Origin of the sequence: Pseudomonas sp. B21-048, from assembly GCF_024748615.1 — a bacterium.
Classification (GTDB): Bacteria; Pseudomonadota; Gammaproteobacteria; order Pseudomonadales; family Pseudomonadaceae; genus Aquipseudomonas.
On sequence record NZ_CP087168.1, the window covers coordinates 3,487,237 to 3,507,965 of the forward strand.

Here is a 20,729-nt window from a genome sequence, read left to right on the forward strand (position 1 = left end):
CTTTTGGTACATAAGCATGTCAAGCACCGAAACACCCGAGCAGGATCCCAGCCCGCCACCGCGCCGTCGGATGTCGCGGGATGAGCGCCAGCGCCAGTTGCTGGATGTCGCCTGGCAGCTGGTTCGAGAGGAAGGCACGGAAGCCTTGACTCTGGGCCGGCTCGCCGAACAGGCGGGGGTGACCAAACCGGTGGTTTACGACCATTTCACCACCCGCCCCGGGTTGCTGGCGGCGCTTTATCAGGAGTTCGACGCGCGTCAGACCACGCTCATGGACGCCGCGCTTCAAACCAGTGAACCGACCCTGGCCAGCAAGGCAATGGTCATCGCCTCGTCTTATGTCGATTGCGTCCTGCTTCAGGGCCGCGAGATACCCGGCGTGATCGCCGCGTTGACCAGCTCGCCCGAGTTGGAAAAGATCAAGCGCGAGTACGAAGCGATCTTCATGGACAAGTGCCGCAACGCCCTTCTCCTCTTCGCCGGAACGGGTGATATCGCGCCGGCGAGTCTTCGGGCGATGCTCGGTGCAGCCGAGGCGCTGTCCCATGCCGCCGCGACTGGCGAGATCACGCCCGTGCAGGCACAGGAGGAACTTTTCGCAACGATCGTGGCGATGGTCGAAAGGAGCGCACGCACTGGAGTCGGCCTCGAAACCTGAACGGCTGGCCCCGCCAGGATAGCAGCGTAATGCCACCTATACTCCAAACCACCTTCCCCTACGGGGGGCTGCGCTACCAACAATAAAAAGCAGAGGTGGAACATGGTCTGGCAGCAAATCTACGACCCCTTTGGCAACCCGTTGCTATCAACCATCATGGCGGCGGTGCCGGTGGTGGTGATGCTGGTCTCCCTGGCGTTTTTCCACATCAAGGCGCACCTGGCGGCGTTGTTGGCCTTGGGCTCGGCCTTGCTGATTGCGATTTTCGCCTTCGGTATGCCGGCGAACATGGCGGGCTCGGCCGCGCTTTACGGTGCCGCCAACGGTCTGCTGCCAATCGGCTGGATCGTGCTTAACATCATTTTCCTGCATCGGCTGACCACCGAAAACGGCTCGTTCAAAGTGCTGCAGGATTCACTGGCGCGCATCACTGACGATCGACGTCTGCAACTGCTGCTGATTGCCTTCTGCTTCGGTGCTTTCTTCGAAGGCGCCGCCGGTTTCGGCACCCCCGTGGCGGTGACCGGGGCCATTCTGATCGGGCTGGGCTTCTCGCCCCTGGCCGCGTCTGGCCTGGCACTGATCGCCAATACCGCGCCCGTGGCGTTCGGTGCCCTGGGCACGCCCATCATCACCTTGGCCAAAGTGACCGGGCTGGATGAAATGGAGCTGTCGATGATGGTCGGCCGGCAACTGCCGTTTTTCTCGGTGATCGTGCCGTTCTGGCTGATCTGGGCCTTCGCCGGCTGGCGCAAGATGCTGGAAATCTGGCCGGCGATTCTGGTCGCGGGAGTCAGCTTCGCCATACCGCAGTTCCTCGTGTCCAACTACCACGGGCCGATGCTGGTGGATGTAATCGCCGCGCTGATTTCCATGGCCTGCCTGACCGGTTTCCTCAAGGTCTGGAAGCCGGCCACTGTGCATACCTCCGCTGCCTTGTCAGGCCGCGCCGACACCTCCAGGGTGGATGCGGACCCGGACGAACAACCCAGCGCGACCTTTGCCAGCGATGCAAAACCCGCAGTGATGCGCGCATGGATGCCGTGGATCATCCTCACGGTCTTCGTGTTTGCCTGGGGCACTCAAAGCTTCAAGAACCTGTTCGATACCCGCCCGGCGATAGATCCGCTAACCAGCTCGGCCAAGCTCGATCCTCAGGGCAAGCCAATGCGCGAGGCAAACCCGATCTTTGCCCCGACCTTGACCTTCACCACCATTCACCAACAGATCGAGAAGGTCCCGCCCGTGGTGCCCGTGGCTAAAACCGAGGACGCGGTCTACAAGTTCAACTGGTTCACCAGCACCGGCAGCGGCATCTTGCTGGCGGCGATCCTCGGCGGGCTGCTGATGGGTTATTCCATCCCGCAGCTGCTGCACCATTACCTGCGAACGATATGGGTGGTGCGCTACTCGCTCATCACCATTGTGGCCATGCTTGCCCTGGGCTTCCTGACCCGCTACTCGGGCCTCGACGCCACGATGGGTCTGGCCTTCGCCGCAACGGGCATTTTCTACCCCATGTTCGGCACGCTGCTCGGCTGGCTCGGCGTTGCCCTGACCGGCTCGGACACGGCCTCCAACGTGCTGTTCGGCGGCTTGCAACGGGTAACGGCCGAGCAATTGGGCCTGAGCCCGGTATTGATGGCCGCGGCCAACAGTTCCGGTGGGGTCATGGGCAAGATGGTCGACGCCCAGTCGATCGTGGTCGCGTCCACCGCCACTCGCTGGTACGGCCATGAAGGGGAAATCCTGCGCTACGTGTTTTTCCATTCCGTGGTGCTGGCGATTCTGGTCGGCGGGCTAGTGACGTTGCAGGCGTATGTGGCGCCGTTCAGCCATATGGTGGTGGTCGGGCATTGATCGAGGCGAATGCTGTCAACCATGGCCCGGGGGCACAGCCCGGGCCGTTCACATCAGGCCGAAACTTGCTCATAGCAACAGTAGGCTAAGCTTTCAGCAGCTCATTGCTCACGATGCTCGATTCTGCAGGTTTTGGTTTTTTCTGGAGAGCGTCTGCAACAGCTATTTCAGACAGGCCCAAACTTTTCACGCAGGACTGACGTGATGACCGAGCCCCTCCTCAGCTTTGATGCACTCAAGCGCGCCGCTGCCGCAGGCGAGATCGATACCGTGTTGGTCTGCATGGTCGACATGCAAGGACGATTGGTCGGCAAGCGATTCCAGGTCGAGTTTTTTATCGACAGCGGCCATGAAGAAACCCACTGCTGCAATTACCTGCTGGCCGACGACATCGACATGGAGCCCGTGCCGGGTTACGCCGCGGCCAGCTGGAGCAAAGGCTATGGCGACTTTGTCCTGAAACCCGACATGGCCACACTGCGTCGCGTGCCTTGGCTGGAATGCACGGCGCTGGTGCTCTGCGACGTGCTCGATCATCACCACCGAAGGGATCTGCCGCACAGCCCGCGGGCGATTCTGAAAAAGCAGGTCGAGCGCCTGCGCGAACGTGGCTATACCGGCATGTTCGCCTCGGAGCTGGAGTTTTATCTGTTCGACGAGAGCTATGAGGCAATCCACGAGCGCAACTACCACAAGCCGAAGACCGCCGGCCATTACATCGAGGATTACAACATCCTCCAGACCACCCGCGAGGAGCCGGTACTGCGGGCGATTCGCAAACACCTGCAGGCCTGCGGCATTCCGGTGGAAAACTCCAAGGGTGAATGGGGGCCGGGGCAGGAAGAGATCAACATCCGTTATGCCGACGCCCTGACCATGGCCGATCACCACGTGATCATCAAACACGCCTGCAAAGAGATCGCGCAATTGCAGGGCAAGGCGATCACGTTCATGGCCAAGTGGCGCTATGACGCCGCTGGCTCCAGCAGCCATGTGCACAATTCGCTGTGGGACAAGAATGGTAAAAAATCACTTTTCTTCGATCCCAAGGCGGAGTTTGGCATGTCGAAGCTGATGCGCTCCTGGGTGGCCGGGCAGCTCAAATACGCCAACGACATCACCTGTTTTCTCGCGCCCTACATCAATTCGTACAAGCGCTTCCAGGCCGGCACTTTCGCGCCGACGCGGGCCGTATGGAGCCGGGACAATCGCACCGCAGGCTTTCGCTTGTGCGCGGAAGGCAGCAAGGCCATCCGCATCGAATGTCGCATCGGTGGCGCCGACCTCAACCCCTATCTGGCCTTCGCCGCGTTGATCGCCGCGGGCCTTGCCGGTATCGACGAGAAACTCAGCCTGGCGCCGCCCTTCGAGGGCGACGCTTACGTCGACGAGCACTTGCCTGAAGTGTCGAAAACCCTGCGCGAAGCCTGCGCCGCGCTCAAGGCGTCGAGCATGTTGCGCGAAGCGTTCGGCGATGAAGTGATCGACCACTACGTGCACACCGCCGAATGGGAGCAGAAAGAGTACGACCGGCGAATCACCGACTGGGAACTGCAGCGCGGCTTCGAGCGCTATTGAGCACACACCATGACTGAGATCGTTCAACTCATCTCCCCGGTCGATGGCCGGGTCTACGCCGAACGCCGCCGTGCCGATGCGGCGCAGCTCGAACAGGCTCTGGCGGCGGCCGCAGCCGCCCAGGCGCAATGGAAGCGCCGCCCATTGAGTGAACGCGCCGCATTGTGCAATGCCGCCGTGGACGCGATGCTCGCGATGAAAGACGAGATCGTGCCGGAACTGGCCTGGCAGATGGGCCGCCCGGTACGCTTCGGTGCCGGCGAACTGCGCGGTTTTGAAGAACGTGCGCGGCACATGATCGCCATTGCGCCTGAAGCGTTGGCAGCCATTGAACCTGCGCCTGTCGCCGGTTTTCGGCGCTGTATCAAACGTGAACCGCTGGGTACGGTGCTGGTCGTCGCGCCGTGGAATTACCCCTATCTGACGGCGGTGAATACGATCATTCCGGCGCTGATGGCGGGCAACAGCGTGATTCTCAAACACGCCACGCAAACGCTGCTGGTGGGCGAACGGTTCGCCGAGGCGTTTCGCCGCGCCCATCTGCCCGAAGGCCTGTTCCACAACTTGCTGCTCGATCATAAACAGACCGCCGCGATCATCGCTTCAGGACGCGTGCAGCAGGTGAACTTCACCGGTTCAGTCGATGCCGGCAAGGCCATGGAAAGCGCCGCCACTGGATGCTTCCTCGGCGTGGGCCTGGAGCTTGGCGGCAAAGACCCCGCCTACGTCCGGGCAGATGCCAACCTTGAACATGTGGTAGAAAACCTGGTGGACGGCAGTTTCTTCAACTCCGGGCAAAGCTGTTGCGCCGTCGAACGTATCTATGTCGATGAAAAAATCTACCCGGCCTTTGTCGAGCGCTTCGTCGCCTTGACCCGCCAATATGTACTCGGCAACCCACTGGACGAAGCCACCACCCTCGGCCCGCTGATCACTCCGAGCGCCGCTGAATTCGTTCGCGGGCAGATCGCCGATGCGCTGGCACAAGGGGCCAGGGCGTTGATCGATCCAAAGGACTTTCCTGCTGATGCGCCAGGCAGCGCCTACCTCGCGCCGCAGGTATTGGTGGACGTCACTCACCAAATGTCAGTGATGCGCGAGGAAAGCTTTGGCCCGGTGGTCGGCATCATGCCGGTGGCCAGCGACGACGAAGCCATCGCCTTGATGAACGACAGTGAGTTCGGGCTCAGCGCTTCTATCTGGACGCAAGACCTCGGCGCCGCCGAACGCATCGGCGACGAGATCGCCACCGGCACCGTGTTCATGAACCGCTGCGATTATCTGGACCCGGCCCTGGCCTGGACCGGGGTGAAAAACAGCGGGCGCGGCGTAACGCTGTCGCGTCTTGGCTATGAACACCTGACCCGCGCGAAATCCTTCCATCTGCGCCACGAGATCTGAGCCATGAGCCTGACCGCGAACTGGAACTACCCCACGAGCATCCGCTTTGGCGTCGGCCGCATCGCCGAATTGGCCGAGGTCTGCCGCAGCCAAGGGATCCAGCGACCGTTGCTGGTCACCGACAGCGGCCTGGCGCGTGCCCCGATCACCACGGCGGCGCTGGAATCCTTGCGCGCTGCTGGCCTCGGTGTCGCGCTGTTTTGCGACCTCAAGCCCAATCCCATTGAAGCCAATCTGGCAGGAGGACTCGACGCCTGGCGCGCCGGCAAACACGATGGCGTGGTCGCCTTTGGCGGTGGCAGTGGCCTGGACATGGGCAAGCTCATCGCGTTCATGAGCGGCCAGACCCGACCGGTCTGGGATTTCGAAGACATCGGCGACTACTGGACACGCGCCAACGAAAGCAGCATCGCCCCGGTCATTGCGGTGCCGACCACCGCGGGCACTGGTTCCGAGGTGGGCCGTGCGGCGGTGATCATCGACGAACGTAAGCACACCAAACGCATCATCTTCCACCCGAAGATGATGCCGCGGGTGGTCATCAGCGACCCGGCCCTCACCATCGGCATGCCGGCAAAAGTCACCGCCGGCACCGGCATGGATGCGTTTGCCCATTGCCTGGAATCGTACTGCGCTCCCGGTTTTCATCCGATGGCCGAAGGCATTGCGGTGGAAGGCATGCGACTGGTGGCCAATGCGCTGGTACGCGCCGTACACACCCCCTCCGACCTCGACGCGCGCGCGCAAATGCTGGCGGCTGCGGCGATGGGCGCTACCGCTTTCCAGAAAGGTCTGGGTGGCATGCACGCACTCGCGCATCCGGTGGGCGCCCTGTACGACACCCACCACGGCATGACCAATGCCACTTTCATGCCCTACGTGTTGAAGTTCAATCGCCCGGCCATCGAAGAACGCATCACCCGCCTGGCAGCTTATTTGCGTCTGCCCTCCCCGGGCTTCGACAGCTTTCTGGCCTTCGTCCTCAAGCTGCGCAAAGACATCGGCGTGCCGCATACGCTGTTTGAACTGGGGGTGGATGACAAGCAGGCCGATTTGATCGCGGACATGGCGATTGTCGACCCCTGCGCCGGTGGCAACCCGTTGCCGTTGACACGAACTGGCGCGGCAGAAATTTTCGACGCGGCGTTTCACGGCCGCCTTTAAGCGGGTTAGAGGCAGGAGCAGTACGACAGGGGGTTGAAGACAAACCCATTCGGCAACGCACCACGCGGATGGATGTGGATCAAAACCTGAACAAGAGCACACGTTATGAGTCCAGTAAGCCAACCCGGCGCCACCGCGCCACAAGACGACGACCTCAAGGTGTTGCACAACATGGGCTATGCCCAGCAACTCTCGCGACGCATGGGCGTTTTCTCCAACTTTGCCATTTCCTTTTCGATCATCTGCATCCTCTCGGGCGGCATCAACTCGCTGGCACAAGGCACCTCGGGTGCGGGCGGTGCAGCCATCGGTATCGGCTGGCCACTCGGCTGCCTGATCTCCGGGGTTTTCGCCATGGCCATGGCGCAGATTTCCTCGGCCTATCCCACCGCTGGCGGCCTCTATCACTGGGGCTCGATTCTCGGTAACCGCTTCACCGGCTGGCTGACGGCCTGGTTCAACCTGTTGGGGCTGATCACGGTGCTCGGCGCGATCAACGTCGGTACCTATTACTTCTTTTTCGGTGCCTTCGGACCGGCCCTGGGAATGGAAGACACCATCACCACACGGATCACTTTCCTGGCGATCCTGACTGGCCTCCAGGCTTTGTGTAACCACTTCGGCATCGGCCTGACGGCAAAGCTCACCGACTTCTCGGGCTACCTGATCTTCGCCACGGCGCTCGCGCTGACCATCGTCTGCCTGATCGCCGCGCCCAGCTATGAGTTCGTCCGGCTGGTGACCTTCAGCAACTATTCCGGTGAGGCCGGCGGCAACGTCTGGCCACAGGTGTCGAACGGCTGGATTTTCATGCTCGGCCTGCTCTTGCCGATCTACACCATCACCGGCTATGACGCCTCGGCGCATACGTCCGAAGAAACCCATCAGGCATCCGTGTCGGTACCGGTCGGGATGGTCAGCTCGGTGGCCTGGTCGTTGCTGTTCGGCTGGGTCATGCTCTGCTCGTTTGTACTGATGCTGCCGAGCATGGACGAAGCGGCGAAGCAGGGTTGGAATGTGTTCTTCTGGGCGATGGACACTCAGGTAAACCCGGCGATCAAGATGGCGCTTTACCTGGCGATTTTCATCTCGCAGGTGCTCTGCGGGCTGGCGACCGTGACCTCGGTTTCGCGCATGATTTTCGCGTTCTCCCGTGACGGCGGCCTGCCCTTCTCCAAAGCATTGGCCTCGGTCTCACCGACCCATCGCAGCCCCGTGCAGGCGATCTGGACCGGAGCCACGCTCGCGGTGTTGTTCGTGTGGGGATCGTCCCTGGTATCGATCGGCGAAACGCCGGTTTACACGATCGTGGTCTCCTGCACGGTGATCTTCCTGTTCTTCTCTTTCATCATTCCCATCGTACTGGGCCTGTTTACCTACGGGACCTCGAAGTGGCCACACATGGGGCCATGGAACATGGGGCGCGGGTTGTACTCGTTGTTCGCCATCCTCTCGATCCTCTCGATGGTGCTGATCTTTGCCATCGGCATCCAGCCACCGAACGATTGGGCGCTGTACATCACGCTCGGTTTTCTGATTCTGACGGCGATTGTCTGGTTCGGCTTTGAAACCCGACGCTTCCAGGGCCCGCCAGTGGGCGACATGATCATCAAGCGTCAGGCAGAAATCGCAGCGACGGAAGAGGCGTTGAACAAACAGGCTGGGAGCTGATTGCGACAACCATGAACAGCGGGGCATTGAGCGCCCAGCTGTTCATGGAATTCAATGCTCCCATCTCAGGCGGTTGGCGACCAAGTCTTATCCGGCGGTTCTCCTGCAGCCAGCCAAACTTGCGCTCGATGATATTGCGCTGCCGGTACTTGGGCTTGTCGAACAGCCTGGCTAGCCAGGCGTGGGTTTACGCTTCATGGTGGGCAAAGCGCCATACAGTAGAAGCGGCCCTATCAGCCGCTTCTACTGTGCTCCTTCGCCCAGATACACGGAGGGCGCTAGAAGAACATCCCTTTGGCTATATCGTTTCGAATATCACTCGTGGTTGGAAGCCCAATGAACTGCAATGCACCATTCACGGCCGCCAATGTGTCGTTGATCTCCGTGCCGGTGCTCAACGTGGTTGAGCCACCGGGCACATAGAGCACATTGGTCGTCGCCGCTGGGCTTGACCAGGAGTTCCCATTCGCAGTGGAGATATAGTAGATCCCGCCAGGAGGAACCGAAGTTTCATTGGGGCCCCCAACGTTCATGTAGTACACATAGAGTATGCCGTCAGACACAACCGGATAGACAAACTGCGCAACCTGGGGCCATACGATTGGCATGGAGTTCGAGTTGCAGGGCGCGGTCGAAAAAATATTGACGGGACTGGACCAGCTTGCACCATCGTATTTGCTATAGCTAACCGGACGGAGATTTACCCATTCATGGTTGTTTTCCGACCATTCCGTCGTTTGTTGAATATAGAAAACGTACAGTTCACCGTTGAATACGATCGCCTGCGGCGGTGTGGCGGAATCAATACCATGGAACGTTGTCTGCGAAACCTGAAGCCCCGTTGTAGTAGTGGAGGGCGTGGTGTAGGAGACTGGCACTTGCGATTGGCTCCACTCCCCTCCGGAATAGACGCAATACTCCAGATAAGTGTTGGGCCTGTCCGATTGCGATCCCGAGCTTCCGTTTTTTTGATAGAACACGTAGGCCTGCGCGGTCGCCCCTTCGGGGGCATAGGACACCACCGAGGGCGATTGCGTCATGAAGGGAATTGAACAGCCGGCGGGTATGATTTGGCTTGGAGCGCTCCAGCCGGACGATCCCATCATCGAGTAATAGAGCACGCCCGCAGAATCGTTGCCCTGCCAGAAGACATACAGTTGATCCGGATCACCGGCTGAATCCAGTGGTGGCATGGAAGCCACTGAGACGTTGGACATTGTGGTGGCACCGGAAATTGTTTGCAGCCCGGACCACTCCAAACCGTATGCGCTACTGCTGGGCGCATAATACGTGCCGTCGGTCGTGACGTAGCGAATCTGGTTCGTCGAATCAGGCCAGAATACGTAGAGGAGATTGCCCGTTGCCGAGGATGAGAACGCCGTGGCCATGGGCACTGCATTCGGCAAAATCGTTGCTCCTTCCCCCGACGGGGTGATGCCGGTATTCCAGGTCCAGCACTTCGAGTCGGGTGTATGGCAGTAAAATGGTGAACCGGTGGCGTTAATCTGCCATCCATTCTTTTCTGTAAAGCCGGGTACTTGAACGCCTTGTGAGAAACACCACAAATCGTTATTGAAAATTGCGACGGATGGGCCTGTGCTGCAGTTCATGCGGCTGATCGGAGTAGCGGGCGAAAGCGTCACCGTTTCCGCGGTCGGGGAAGTAACCTGTGGGAAGATGGTGTAATAGTTGAGATCATTCTGACTGTAGAACAGGTAGATCTGGCCATTGCACACACTGGCGATGACGCCCAGGGTGTTCACCATGGGGCATGGGCTCAGGTCAAGGGCCGCCCACGACGCACCATCGATCGTGTATTGACATTGGAGCGAACCCTGATTGTTGTTGCCAGCTCCAACCCAAAAGACATACAGCGCGTCATTGCAAACCACGGCCGCTGGTGAACAGTTACTGGCGAGGGAACCCGGCAATGTCTGCACACTCACCGACGCAGGATCCGTGAAAGCGCTGTAGGCGACTTCGTTACTTCCAGTGTTGTAGAAGACATAGGGCACGCCCTGCAAGGTGGCTGCCGCTGGCGAGTTGGCTACGGTAACGTAACCCCCAATTTGAGTCATATCATCGTAACCAACAACCACAGCCGTCGCCGAATGGTATCCCAGACCCGGATCTTCAGAATCGGAAGAAGGCAGTGGAATCTGCATGTAGGAAAGAGTGCCACCTACGTAGCCAGTGTCTTCTAAACTGGTGCCATTGTAGAACAGACAGATGTTTCCGTTAGCGATCGTTGCACTAGGCGCACCGATCATGGCCGGGTAGTATTCAGGCGTGCCATCTGTGTTGTAAATGGTAACAGCCCCCTCAAACAAGCTCCCTTGAGCCGTGCTCATGACCGAGCTGACGCAGTAGCCAATCTGTCCCACATTGGCGCCGCTGTTGTTGTGATACAGATAGAGCCAAGCATCGTTGTTGTCGTCCAGGTACATCATCGCGCTCACCCAGCCGTCGAGCGTCGTGACCGTTGTCGTTCCCATCGGCGACCAGAGCGAATGATCGGAATCGTAGACGCAGTAGAGCAGCTCTCCCGGATTCGAAGCCAGCTGGAAGAAGACGTTGAGCTTACCGGTATCTGACACCGCATAGGCCGAGGGTGAGTCGGTGACGAAAATGCCAGACACTGCGGCCTGCGTCCAGGTGGTGCCGTCGGCGCCCAGAGTGCAATACATCAGCGGCATACCACTGCCGGTGTCGGCGCCGGCATATACAACGAACAGCTGACTGTTGCCGGATGAGTCAGTGACGACGCACGCTGACGGAGAACCGGACATGATGACGCTCGAGGACATCAGGCCACCTGGAATCACTTGGGTGGGCCCAGACCAGGTGCCGTTCGAGCCCGACAGGCATGAGTACCAGAGCGTGCCGCAATCACCGCCCCCTTGGTAGAAGACATAAAGGTCGCTGTTGAACACCACCGCCGAAGGCGATCCGGAAAGCAGCGCATCACTTAGTACGAAAGGTTCACTCCATTCCATAGAACCCGCTGGCATCGGATCGGCGCACTTCGTGCAGTACAGGCCGCTGCTCTCGAAATCCTGATAGAACAGGAAAACCTGGCTGTCATAGAACGCCATGGACGGTGAACCACTTGCAATGACGCCGGGAATCGGGGTCGGCTCGCTGGGGAAGTTCCAGCCAACTGGCCCTCCGCCACTCGCAAACATGCCTTGCGATGAATTGAAGGCCACGATCGCCCCTGAGGGAATGCCGGGATTGTCTATCGATACCGGAAGCACGGCAGGTGAACCTGTCGACGCGACAAAAGGAGGGGCGGTGGATGGCACTGTCTCCGAGACTGGAGTTGGCAGCGAATTGCCGCTAGTCCACTTCCCCCCCTCGTAGACTGCGTACTGAAACTCCGAGGAGTTGGGCGTATAGGATAAATAGAAAAGCCAGGGCTGGGGTGCTGCAAAGCCCGGCAGATCAACCGCAAGCAGGAATGCACCAAAGACCCCGGTATTTTGATATTGAACCCATTCGTCCTCGGGTGGGAAGGGCGTTGCCTGCGAGATTGGGCACGCGTCTTCGCCCAAGGATGAAACAAACGCCGCAGTGATAGTGTCGCCCGGGGAACTGCTCCCTGGGGAATTCACAGTGCTGAAATAAATGTTCGGGACGGCCGTCAGGGTGTTGTTGAACGACTCGGGCGGAAATACGGCAAGAGTCGTTCCGTACCTTCCATCGAGGGTACTGACACTTGGCAGCGGCACGGGGGACGTCCAAGTGTTGCCGTCGAACGTGGTATACGAAATGTCCCAGTTACCCGCGTCATTCCGCATTTCGAAAAAAAGATAAACGAGTGGATCGGTAGCATTGGATGGTGTTTGGACAATGGCGTTAGTCGTGTACACACCTAGCGGCACATTGGGGACCGTCACAGGTGCACTAAATCCCCCTGTTTGGTCGGGGTAGACTATGTAACTTGATTGTGAGTAGCCACTCTCCGTGGAAGCCCAACTAGCCGTATAGAAGATATAGATCTGCTCTGAGCTGGCCCCAGGTGCCGCATACACAATGGGTGATAATGCTACGGATATTTCGCCTACAGCGGCACCTAAGCCTTCGGGGGCGATATCAACCCATGTCTGGCCGTCTACCGTGGCTACGCAGCCGATGTCCGAGGAGTATTGCACGCCGCTGCCAGCCTTGGGATAGAACACAAAAAGCTGTTCTGTTTGCGCGTCGGGCGGCGTGAATACGACCGGATAGGCTCCGCATGTTCCTCCACCCGTGCTGACCTCAAGCCCTGTGTAGGCGCCCGCATCGGCCATGAGAGTGGTATTGACATCGGGCAACAATGTGAGCTGCGACCATGCAGTGCCATCAAACGTGGTGTACCAGATCTGTCCGGTTTGCCCAACGTTACCCGGTGCACCGCCATAGAAAGCGTACACTTTGCCGCCGAACATGACCGCCGAGATAGCGGTAGGGGCGACACTGGGACCTTGCACAGGGGGGGGTGGCGGAGACGGTGTCATTTCGCAGAGCTGATCCGCTCCGACGGTGCCGTATATCCTCGCGGTATAGTAGGGATAACCGCCCGTTCCGCCCGTCGATGTGTACAGTGCTTGCCCCTGATAGAAGCTGTACATTGTGCTCCCGTCCACTACAACGGATGGCAATGAATAGACATTGCCAACATTGGGCACACTCGCATATGGCGACCAATACATCGTAGTGTTCAGCTGATTAACACCTCCAGCGATAGCATCACTAACCACATTGCCGAAAAAATCCGACGCCATGTCGGACCACCCTTTCTCCCCTGTCCCTATAGCGATGCCATAGTTAACGGCCTCCAGGGTGTCTTTGACTGCTTTGTAGATGATAGGCATAACGTTCCTCGACCTGTTCTGGAGAATGACTGCCATCGGTTAAAAATGCGGGTCAGGTGTGAATTCAGGTCATGTGCCTGGACAAAACGCATACATCGTGTTGTCACAGGCCGACCGTCAGCGGGCTGTTCATGATTTGATGGGCACGAACGCCTGCCAAACGGGTTTTCAAATGAGCTGCCCGATCGCATTTCCTATTTTTTTACCGATCCAAATGCACAGTCCTTGTCCGTAGGGGCCAGATAAGCGTCCATAGTGGCGCTCATAAAGTTCCCCTTGAAGATGATGGATGTATCTAATTGAGGGCACATCCGTGATGAATGGACGGCGTTGCGTCCATGTAGAGTCAAACTTATCGATGAAACTCAGCTCTCACACTGCGCTGCTCTGCGTCAACCACAGTGCCTGTCCACCCAACAGATCCGTTTGCGTCATGTCATCATCGATACCGATGCCATTCACGGGATTTTGAACAAGGGTTTGAACCATCTGATACCCCCGCACAGCAACTGTCGGCACCTCGCTGCAGGACTGCCAATAGTGTTCAAAAGGCAAATCGTAGAGCTGTTGCCCGCTCAACACAGCATTAGCGCCGACATACAGCCCCGGCACATAGCCAGCAGCCGATACTGCGTTGTACCAGGCCGTGCAGTAATTAATGACGTTCTGTGCAGTTACGCTGGCCGCCACCCCCTCAAGGTCGCACCACACGTTCAAGCCCGGTGGCAGGCCGATGGTATCGGCGTTAGTCACAGCGTTGTTGCCGTGAGTCTGCCCGACGCTCTGGGACGGAGACCAGCCAGGGGCGTCGACGTGCTGAACGACCATCAAGGCGAGTCCTGATGCCAGAATGTCATTGGCCTCGCTCGATGACAGATCCCCTGCACCCTGGCTGTCACCGAGAGATAGATAGCGGATGCAGAATGTGTAGCCCTGCGCCGCGAATTGCTGAGCTGTGGCGGATGAAATCACCGTATCAGCGTCAAATCCGCGGGAGTTGGCTGGAGCGCTTTGGATATTTCCGGAAAGTGACATCGTGTATTTCCTCTTCCTTAAGGTAATTGAAAGTCGCTATTTCTTTGTGCTGTTGGAATGCCCCCAATCACTATCGCTGAGCCCTCCAGGCCCGACGGCGTGAACAGTGCAAGCCGCCGCCGAGAGGGTTTCCTTCCTTCGGTAGGCGGGCTTATCCGGGACATTCGGCGCGTTCATCTGGTTCATCAAAAGGCTAGGAAACGAGAGCCGCGAGTTTCAGAGGCTCAGGAAATCTCCTTCAGAATTCCCCTGCGAGATCAAACGCTAAGCAAGGCTAGTACAGCCCGAAAAAGTCGCTTATAACATTACGAAATTAAAATGCACGAGACCTCTATTCGGCGCCGTGATGAGCACCCCGACATAAGTCCAGACCTCACCCTGATTAAGTTAAGTTTGATGGTGTTGATTTGTTAAAAGGCAGTGGCACCCACCACTGCACTAGGCTATATCAGGTTACTGCGCGTATATGCCTTCAATCCGGATCGCAGTTTTGTCCGGGATATTGGGCAACCCCCGGATCAACCAAAGGGAAGCACGCAGATGGACCGTATCACAGCGAAAGATTTTGCCCCTGAACTGCTCGAACTCTACGACTACTACGCCCACGGCAAAATCAACCGGCGAGAGTTTCTTGATCGTGCGGCGCTGTTCACCTTGGGCGGCTTGACAGCCACAGCCCTCCTCGCCGCCCTGAGCCCGAATTATGCGCTGGCCGAACAGGTGCAATTTACCGACCCGGACATCACCGCCGAGTACATCACTTACCCTCACCCAAGGGTCACGGGCAGGTTCGTAACGACTCCACGCCTCGATACGATGATGCCGCCGCCAGGCTTGCCTGGGACGGGACACTGGCCTGGTTTCGGCGTTACCTGATTTAAATGTGTGAATAATGGCGATAACGAACTTAACGCTTATGAAGAAGTCACTTAACCTATCTTTCTTCATCGCCAATCTTAAGATTGAAACCTGCGCCTTCTAACCAATCGCGATTAATAAAATAATATTAAAAATTACTCTTCCATTGCCCATTGCATATTTATCCGCGCCTGCTTAACTGCAAAAACTGCTGATGACAGCAGTGCCCGCAAAACACCACGGAAGGAATCGTTATGAGCAGTTCAACTCGCCATAGCATGCCCCCCTATGGGGTGGCCATCCAAAGCGCGATCAAGACCGGCGACCTGCCGCAAATGAAGACGCTGTTGAAACAACGCGATGCATCCACACCTGAAAACAAAGAGCTAAGTACCGCTTACGAGCAATTGGCTAAGGAAGTCGCACGCCTGGAAAAGCATTAACAGCTATTTCCGCTCCCCTTATTGCAATGGAGGCAATAACCATGTCTGGTTCTAATCAGCAATCTGTCGGTTTGTTCCCACTCGCCTACCGAATTGGTACTTCGATGCCGGGTGCACAAACTCTGGCACTCAATATTCTAGTCTTTACCCCTGATGAGACTGTCAACGGCACCGCTGCAATCACTCAGGCGACCAACCCGCCGCTGGATGTGCACTCCGATGTCTGGGGCGAATACACCTACCTGACGGTCATGTCACCCGGCGTCAGCAAAATCCTGATCACCGCACAAGGCAATCACGGCGGCCCGGGCTCGAATTCCATCGTGAATTTCAAGTTGCAACTGGTGGTGGGCACCGACTGGAAAGAAGGTATCGCCAACTATTCGTACTTGAATGGTCAGCAGTGGGTCGAGGTCAACAATGCTCCCGCCCATCTCATTGAGGCGGTGCCGTCCCACGTTTCCTTGCCGCCGTTGGAACCCGGCCCGGTGATTCCGCCGGAGTCGTCTTATCCGCCAATCATGCCGCTGTATGCCGCACCGATTCAAAGTGCAATGGCCAGCGGTGACCTGGCCCAGATGAAAAACCTGTCGCGCCTGGCCCAGCAGCAACTGGATCAGCAACCCCAACTGCAGACGGCGCTTGAAACGGCCAAGGAAGAAATCAGCCGGCAGGAACGCCGCTGACTCGACCACGAAATATGCCCGACTTGTCTTGAATACAAATAAGGGAGTAGCACCATGTCAATCGGACTTTTTCATACCCGCCTCAATGTCAGTAATCACCTGCTCGGCGCACCGGTTTTAACCCTGGATCTGCTGGTCGACACCGTAAAGAAAAAAGTCAGCGGGATTGCCAGTATTTCCCAAAGCACCTACCCGCCCCTGAACTTCCGTGCCCGTGTATGGGGTGAATACTCCGAGGCCAAACTTGTGCCGACGACGGAGAACCACATCATCCTCACCTTGGCCGGCAGCCCGAGCGGCCCTCTCAGCCAGATCGCCCAGACCTTCGGTCTGAAGGGCATTTTAGGCGGCGATTGGGCGAGCGGTTATGCCGACTACAAGTACGAGAATCAGGGTCAATGGCATTACGTGAAACACGCAGCGGTCAGCCAGGCTCCCGTTATTGTGCGCCCAGAGCATCCGCATCATGCGGTGCCGCTCTACGCCGTCGCGGTCCAACAAGCGCAAACCAGCGGTGACCTGGCACAACTGAAAGCCGTGGTCAGCCAGGGTGAACAGCAACTGGCCCACAGCGGTGCATTGCGTAATGCACTGGATCAGTTGAACGTTGAAATCGCCCGGCTGGAGGCCCGCTAACCCGTCGGCCAATGCCAGTCAGGCAAACACAATCCATGTGGGAGCGGCGGTGCGACGATTCGACTTGCTCGCGAAGGCGGCAGCACAGTCAAAATTAATGTCGCCTGACACACCGCTTTCGCGAGCAAGCCCGCTCCCACAGGGTTCCGCGCTTAACTGACTGGCCCGGCTCATTTCAATAACAAAAGGTAAATCCGGTCGCGCCACTGACACAGGGAAGGCGCGAACACTTCGATGGATTCGTGCCGCGCACGCGTTGTGCGCAAGGATTTTCCATGTCAGACAGTCGCCCTGCCCGCTACCTCAGTGAAACCGACCTCAAACGCTACGTGCCAGTGCATGTGGTCTGGGAAATCACCCTGGCCTGCGATCTCAAATGCCTGCACTGCGGCTCACGCGCCGGCCATCGACGCCCCGATGAATTGAACACCCGGGAATGCCTGGACGTCATCGATTCCCTGGCCGCCCTCGGTACCCGCGAGATCACGCTCATTGGTGGTGAAGCCTATTTACGCAAGGACTGGACGCAACTGATCCAGGCCATCCACGATCACGGCATGTATTGCGCCATACAAACCGGTGGACGCAACCTGACACCGGCGAAAATGCAGGCAGCGGTAGATGCCGGGCTCAATGGCGTCGGTGTTTCACTGGATGGATTGGCCCCGCTGCATGACGCGGTGCGCAATGTTCCGGGCTCCTTCGACAAGGCGGTAGACACCTTGCGACGGGCCAAACAGTCCGGACTTGCGGTGAGCGTCAACACCCAGATCGGCGCGGCCACGTTGCCCGATCTGCCCGAGTTGATGGACCTGATCATCGGCCTCGGCGCCACTCACTGGCAGATCCAGCTGACGGTCGCGATGGGCAATGCCGTCGATCACCCGGAGCTGTTACTGCAGCCTTATCAACTGCTGGAAGTGATGCCGTTGCTGGCGCGTCTGTATCGCGAAGGTGTCGACCGCGGCCTGCTGATGAACGTGGGCAACAACATTGGTTACTACGGCCCTTATGAACACATGTGGCGTGGTTTCGGCGACGAGCGCGTGCATTGGAGCGGCTGCGCCGCCGGCCAGACCGTGCTGGCGCTGGAAGCCGACGGCACCGTCAAGGGTTGCCCGTCATTGGCAACGGTGGGGTTTTCGGGCGGCAACGTACGGACCATGAGCCTGCACGATATCTGGCACTACAGCGAAGGTATGCACTTTGGCCGACTGCGCGGCGTCGAAGACCTGTGGGGTTACTGCCGAAGCTGTTACTACAACGACGTCTGCCGTGGCGGCTGCACCTGGACGTCACACTCCCTGCTCGGCAAACCCGGCAACAACCCCTACTGCCATTACCGCGCGCTGGACCTGCAAAAACGCGGGTTGCGCGAGCGCATCGTCAAACTCGAAGACGCGGCAAAGACCTCCTTCGCCGTCGGACGTTTTGACCTGATCACCGAACGCATCGACACCGGCGAGAAGGTCAATAGCGTCAGCGACAGCGGCCAGCTGATCAAACTGGCCTGGGCAAACCAGGGCCAGAAATCGCCGGACGAAGGACGTATTCCACCGCAGCTGGCGCTGTGTCGCGGTTGCTTGCAGTACATCCATGCACACGAAGTGACCTGCCCTCACTGCGACGCCGATGTCGCCGCCGCTGAAGCCGTGCACCAGACAGACCGTGCCCGGCAACAAGCGATTATCAACACCCTGACCGGCCTGCTGGGGATGCCGCAAAATACCTTGATGTGACCTTTGTCACGCACCAAAAAAACGCCATTCTGGGAATGGCGTTTTGTGCATTGGCGAATCGAAGACAGAGACATTCGGTGCGTATCAGATCGCCAAGATCGCAGCCTTCGGCAGCTCCTACAGTATTTGCGTACACCTGTAGGAGCTGCCGAAGGCTGCGATCTTTTGGGGCAGGCAACGCTTAACTGACTGCCATTTGCCAAGGCGGTCCTTGCGCAAATCTGGCCTCCAGCCATTCCTTGAATGCCATGAGCGTCGCCGGTGTGAACGCAGCGGATGCTCGCACCAGATAAATCCCGCCCTGGGCATCCAGATCCCACTCCGGCAGAACGCGAACCATCTGGCCGTTGGCGATTTCCCGGCTCATCAGCCACTCACCGGCGCCCAAAATACCGACACCAGCCTTGGCCGCGGCGAGCAATGCCTCGCCATCGTTCGAGGTCAAGGTGCCCCGGGTGATGATCTTATCCTGCCGATCACCCTTCGACAAACGCCATTCAGGAAACGCCGCAAGGCCGGTAAAGCCCAGGCAGTTGTGCTCGGTCAGTTCTTTCGGACGGGTCGGTAAGCCGTGCTGTTCGATGTAACTCGGTGAAGCGCAGAGAATGCGGCGATGCTCGCTGAGTTTCTTCGCGACCAGGCGGTTATCGTTCAATTCGCCGATACGAATCGCTGCATCGAATCCTTCACCAATGATGTCGACGACGCGATCGCTGTAGTCCACCTCGACGGAGACCAGTGGATGAGCCGCCAGAAATTCCGGCAACATCGACGCCAGCCACAGGCGCCCCATCGCAGCAGGAAAAGCCAGGCGCAAAACGCCACGAACCTGCGCCGCGCCCAGTGACGCTTCCTGTTCAGCCTCGATGATCAAACCCGTGGCGGAGCGCAGGCGTTCGACGAGACGGCTGCCGGCATCGGTCAACCGCACTTGTCGCGTCGTACGCTCCATCAGCCGCACGCCCAAGCGCTTTTCCATGGCTGCCAGGCGCTTTGAAATCACCGTCGGATGGCGTTGCAACAGACGTCCGGCAGCCACGAACGAATGCGCCGAGGCGACCGCGAGAAGCGCTGCAATTTCATCGATGTGGCGGCTGTCCAGTGGGTTCACGAAACACTCTTTTCTTCAGGTAAAAAACGATCAGGGCTTGAGGACGATCGCTCCGCGAGATTGACCACCTTCCAGATCGGCATGAGCCTTGGCCACATCGGCCAATGCATAGCGGCCCCAGATGCCGGGCTTGATTATGCCCGCCTCGACCGCAGCCAGTACATCCTCGGCCCGTTGCCGGTATTCAGCGATGTCAGCAGTGTGCGCGGCGAGTGAAGGACGGGTCAGGAACAACGAGCCCTTGGCATTGAGCGTCGCCAGTTCGACCGCTGTCGGCGCCCCGGAGGATGCCCCGAAAGACACCATCAACCCACGCGGTCGCAAGCAGTCGAGCGAAGCTTCGAACGACACCCGCCCGATGGGATCGTAGACCACATCGGCTTTCTTGCCGTCGGTGATCTTTGCGACATCCGCGGCCAATGTTTGTGCATTGAACACCAGCACCGCATCGCAGCCCAGCGCCTTGGCGGTCTCGACACTTTCGGCCCGGGATACAACTCCGATGACAAAAGCCCCCAGGTGTTTGGCCCACGTCGCCATGATCTGCCCGAGGCCGCCCGCGACGCCATACAGAACCAGGGTGGTACCGGGGCCGACCGGATACGTCGTCTTCAGCAGGTACTGCGCGGTAATGCCCTTGAACAACACCGCGGCGGCCTCTTCAGCCGTCAACGCATCGGGAGTCGACACCAGCCGGTCGGCCGGAAACAGGCGCGCACTGGCGTAAGCGCCGATAGGCCCTGTTGCGTAGGCCACCCGATCACCCACCTTGACGTTGCTCACTCCCGCGCCGATGGCGGCAACCCGGCCCGCCCCTTCAAGGCCAAGACCCGACGGCAATGGCAGCGGTACGGCGCCCTTGCGCTGACTCACATCGAGGAAGTTGACGCCAATCGCCTCCTGCTCCAGCCAGACTTCACCCGGCCCCGGCTCACGCGCCGACACTTGCTCAATGGTCATCACCTCAGGTGCGCCGGTGTGTGCGATACGAACGACAGAAACCATTGCCAGACTCCTTCACTTCAGCGCAGCC

14 protein-coding genes and 2 pseudogenes are annotated in these 20,729 nt (G+C 58.7%); 11 read left to right on the forward strand and 5 right to left on the reverse strand.

Annotation, left to right across the window (positions count from 1 at the left end; all coding sequences use genetic code 11):
• Nucleotides 1-16 precede the first annotated feature (16 nt).
• The 6 genes from LOY56_RS16315 (at nt 17) to LOY56_RS16340 (ending at nt 8,332) form a co-directional block, all read left to right on the forward strand.
• Nucleotides 17-658, forward strand: a complete 642-nt coding sequence (locus LOY56_RS16315; RefSeq protein WP_258615620.1) for a TetR/AcrR family transcriptional regulator — start codon at nt 17-19, stop codon at nt 656-658.
• A 102-nt stretch (nt 659-760) separates the two neighbouring features.
• Nucleotides 761-2,518 carry an L-lactate permease gene (locus tag LOY56_RS16320; RefSeq protein ID WP_258615621.1) on the forward strand — a complete coding sequence of 586 codons (1,758 nt, stop codon included), beginning with the start codon at nt 761-763 and terminating at the stop codon, nt 2,516-2,518.
• Nucleotides 2,519-2,722: 204 nt separating this feature from the next.
• Nucleotides 2,723-4,096, forward strand: a complete 1,374-nt coding sequence (locus tag LOY56_RS16325) for a glutamine synthetase family protein (RefSeq protein ID WP_258615622.1) — start codon at nt 2,723-2,725, stop codon at nt 4,094-4,096.
• Between the two features lie 9 nt (nt 4,097-4,105).
• Nucleotides 4,106-5,497 (forward strand): aldehyde dehydrogenase family protein, encoded by a 1,392-nt coding sequence (locus tag LOY56_RS16330; protein WP_258615624.1) that lies wholly within the window; start codon nt 4,106-4,108, stop codon nt 5,495-5,497.
• A gap of 3 nt (nt 5,498-5,500) precedes the next feature.
• Nucleotides 5,501-6,661 (forward strand): iron-containing alcohol dehydrogenase, encoded by a 1,161-nt coding sequence (locus LOY56_RS16335; RefSeq protein WP_258615626.1) that lies wholly within the window; start codon nt 5,501-5,503, stop codon nt 6,659-6,661.
• Nucleotides 6,662-6,766: 105 nt separating this feature from the next.
• The gene (locus LOY56_RS16340) at nt 6,767-8,332 is read left to right on the forward strand and encodes an amino acid permease (protein WP_258615628.1); all 1,566 of its coding nucleotides are present in this window, start codon (nt 6,767-6,769) and stop codon (nt 8,330-8,332) included.
• Nucleotides 8,333-8,420: 88 nt separating this feature from the next.
• Here the strand turns inward: LOY56_RS16340 and LOY56_RS16345 are convergent.
• The 3 genes and pseudogenes from LOY56_RS16345 to LOY56_RS16355 form a co-directional block, all read right to left on the reverse strand.
• Nucleotides 8,421-8,539: pseudogene (locus tag LOY56_RS16345) on the reverse strand (IS5/IS1182 family transposase); the annotation flags it as partial.
• Nucleotides 8,540-8,610: 71 nt separating this feature from the next.
• A complete protein-coding gene (locus tag LOY56_RS16350) occupies nt 8,611-13,188 on the reverse strand; it encodes a hypothetical protein (protein ID WP_258615632.1) in 4,578 nt (1,525 codons plus the stop codon).
• 372 nt (nt 13,189-13,560) lie between these two features.
• Nucleotides 13,561-14,223, reverse strand: a complete 663-nt coding sequence (locus tag LOY56_RS16355) for a DUF1906 domain-containing protein (RefSeq protein WP_258615635.1) — start codon at nt 14,221-14,223, stop codon at nt 13,561-13,563.
• A 540-nt stretch (nt 14,224-14,763) separates the two neighbouring features.
• On the opposite strand from LOY56_RS16355, the pseudogene LOY56_RS16360 reads away from it, so the two are divergent.
• From LOY56_RS16360 to LOY56_RS16380, 5 genes and pseudogenes are all read left to right on the forward strand, one after another.
• Nucleotides 14,764-15,017, forward strand: a pseudogene (locus LOY56_RS16360) (dienelactone hydrolase family protein); the annotation flags it as partial.
• Nucleotides 15,018-15,335: 318 nt separating this feature from the next.
• Nucleotides 15,336-15,524 carry a DUF1843 domain-containing protein gene (locus LOY56_RS16365; protein ID WP_038982645.1) on the forward strand — a complete coding sequence of 63 codons (189 nt, stop codon included), beginning with the start codon at nt 15,336-15,338 and terminating at the stop codon, nt 15,522-15,524.
• Nucleotides 15,525-15,565: 41 nt separating this feature from the next.
• Complete coding sequence (locus tag LOY56_RS16370) at nt 15,566-16,210, forward strand: DUF1842 domain-containing protein (protein WP_258615640.1); 645 nt, start codon at nt 15,566-15,568, stop codon at nt 16,208-16,210.
• Nucleotides 16,211-16,264: 54 nt separating this feature from the next.
• On the forward strand, nt 16,265-16,846 hold the full coding sequence (locus LOY56_RS16375; RefSeq protein ID WP_258615642.1) for a DUF1842 domain-containing protein: 582 nt from the start codon (nt 16,265-16,267) through the stop codon (nt 16,844-16,846).
• Between the two features lie 275 nt (nt 16,847-17,121).
• Nucleotides 17,122-18,585, forward strand: a complete 1,464-nt coding sequence (locus tag LOY56_RS16380; RefSeq protein WP_258615644.1) for a GDL motif peptide-associated radical SAM/SPASM maturase — start codon at nt 17,122-17,124, stop codon at nt 18,583-18,585.
• A 181-nt stretch (nt 18,586-18,766) separates the two neighbouring features.
• Here the strand turns inward: LOY56_RS16380 and LOY56_RS16385 are convergent, their stop codons facing one another.
• Nucleotides 18,767-19,696, reverse strand: a complete 930-nt coding sequence (locus LOY56_RS16385) for a LysR family transcriptional regulator (RefSeq protein ID WP_258615645.1) — start codon at nt 19,694-19,696, stop codon at nt 18,767-18,769.
• Between the two features lie 30 nt (nt 19,697-19,726).
• Entirely contained in the window at nt 19,727-20,701 is a 975-nt protein-coding gene (locus tag LOY56_RS16390; RefSeq protein ID WP_258615648.1) for a quinone oxidoreductase, read from the reverse strand.
• Nucleotides 20,702-20,729 lie beyond the last annotated feature (28 nt).

What these genes read in the sequence shown, in the direction of transcription:
- LOY56_RS16315 (WP_258615620.1), top strand. Translation starts at nt 17, where the DNA reads ATGTCAAGCACCGAAACACCCGAGCAGGATCCCAGCCCGCCACCGCGC.
- LOY56_RS16320 (WP_258615621.1), top strand. Translation starts at nt 761, where the DNA reads ATGGTCTGGCAGCAAATCTACGACCCCTTTGGCAACCCGTTGCTATCA.
- LOY56_RS16325 (WP_258615622.1), top strand. Translation starts at nt 2,723, where the DNA reads ATGACCGAGCCCCTCCTCAGCTTTGATGCACTCAAGCGCGCCGCTGCC.
- LOY56_RS16330 (WP_258615624.1), top strand. Translation starts at nt 4,106, where the DNA reads ATGACTGAGATCGTTCAACTCATCTCCCCGGTCGATGGCCGGGTCTAC.
- LOY56_RS16335 (WP_258615626.1), top strand. Translation starts at nt 5,501, where the DNA reads ATGAGCCTGACCGCGAACTGGAACTACCCCACGAGCATCCGCTTTGGC.
- LOY56_RS16340 (WP_258615628.1), top strand. Translation starts at nt 6,767, where the DNA reads ATGAGTCCAGTAAGCCAACCCGGCGCCACCGCGCCACAAGACGACGAC.
- LOY56_RS16350 (WP_258615632.1), bottom strand. Translation starts at nt 13,188, where the DNA reads ATGCCTATCATCTACAAAGCAGTCAAAGACACCCTGGAGGCCGTTAAC.
- LOY56_RS16355 (WP_258615635.1), bottom strand. Translation starts at nt 14,223, where the DNA reads ATGTCACTTTCCGGAAATATCCAAAGCGCTCCAGCCAACTCCCGCGGA.
- LOY56_RS16365 (WP_038982645.1), top strand. Translation starts at nt 15,336, where the DNA reads ATGAGCAGTTCAACTCGCCATAGCATGCCCCCCTATGGGGTGGCCATC.
- LOY56_RS16370 (WP_258615640.1), top strand. Translation starts at nt 15,566, where the DNA reads ATGTCTGGTTCTAATCAGCAATCTGTCGGTTTGTTCCCACTCGCCTAC.
- LOY56_RS16375 (WP_258615642.1), top strand. Translation starts at nt 16,265, where the DNA reads ATGTCAATCGGACTTTTTCATACCCGCCTCAATGTCAGTAATCACCTG.
- LOY56_RS16380 (WP_258615644.1), top strand. Translation starts at nt 17,122, where the DNA reads ATGTCAGACAGTCGCCCTGCCCGCTACCTCAGTGAAACCGACCTCAAA.
- LOY56_RS16390 (WP_258615648.1), bottom strand. Translation starts at nt 20,701, where the DNA reads ATGGTTTCTGTCGTTCGTATCGCACACACCGGCGCACCTGAGGTGATG.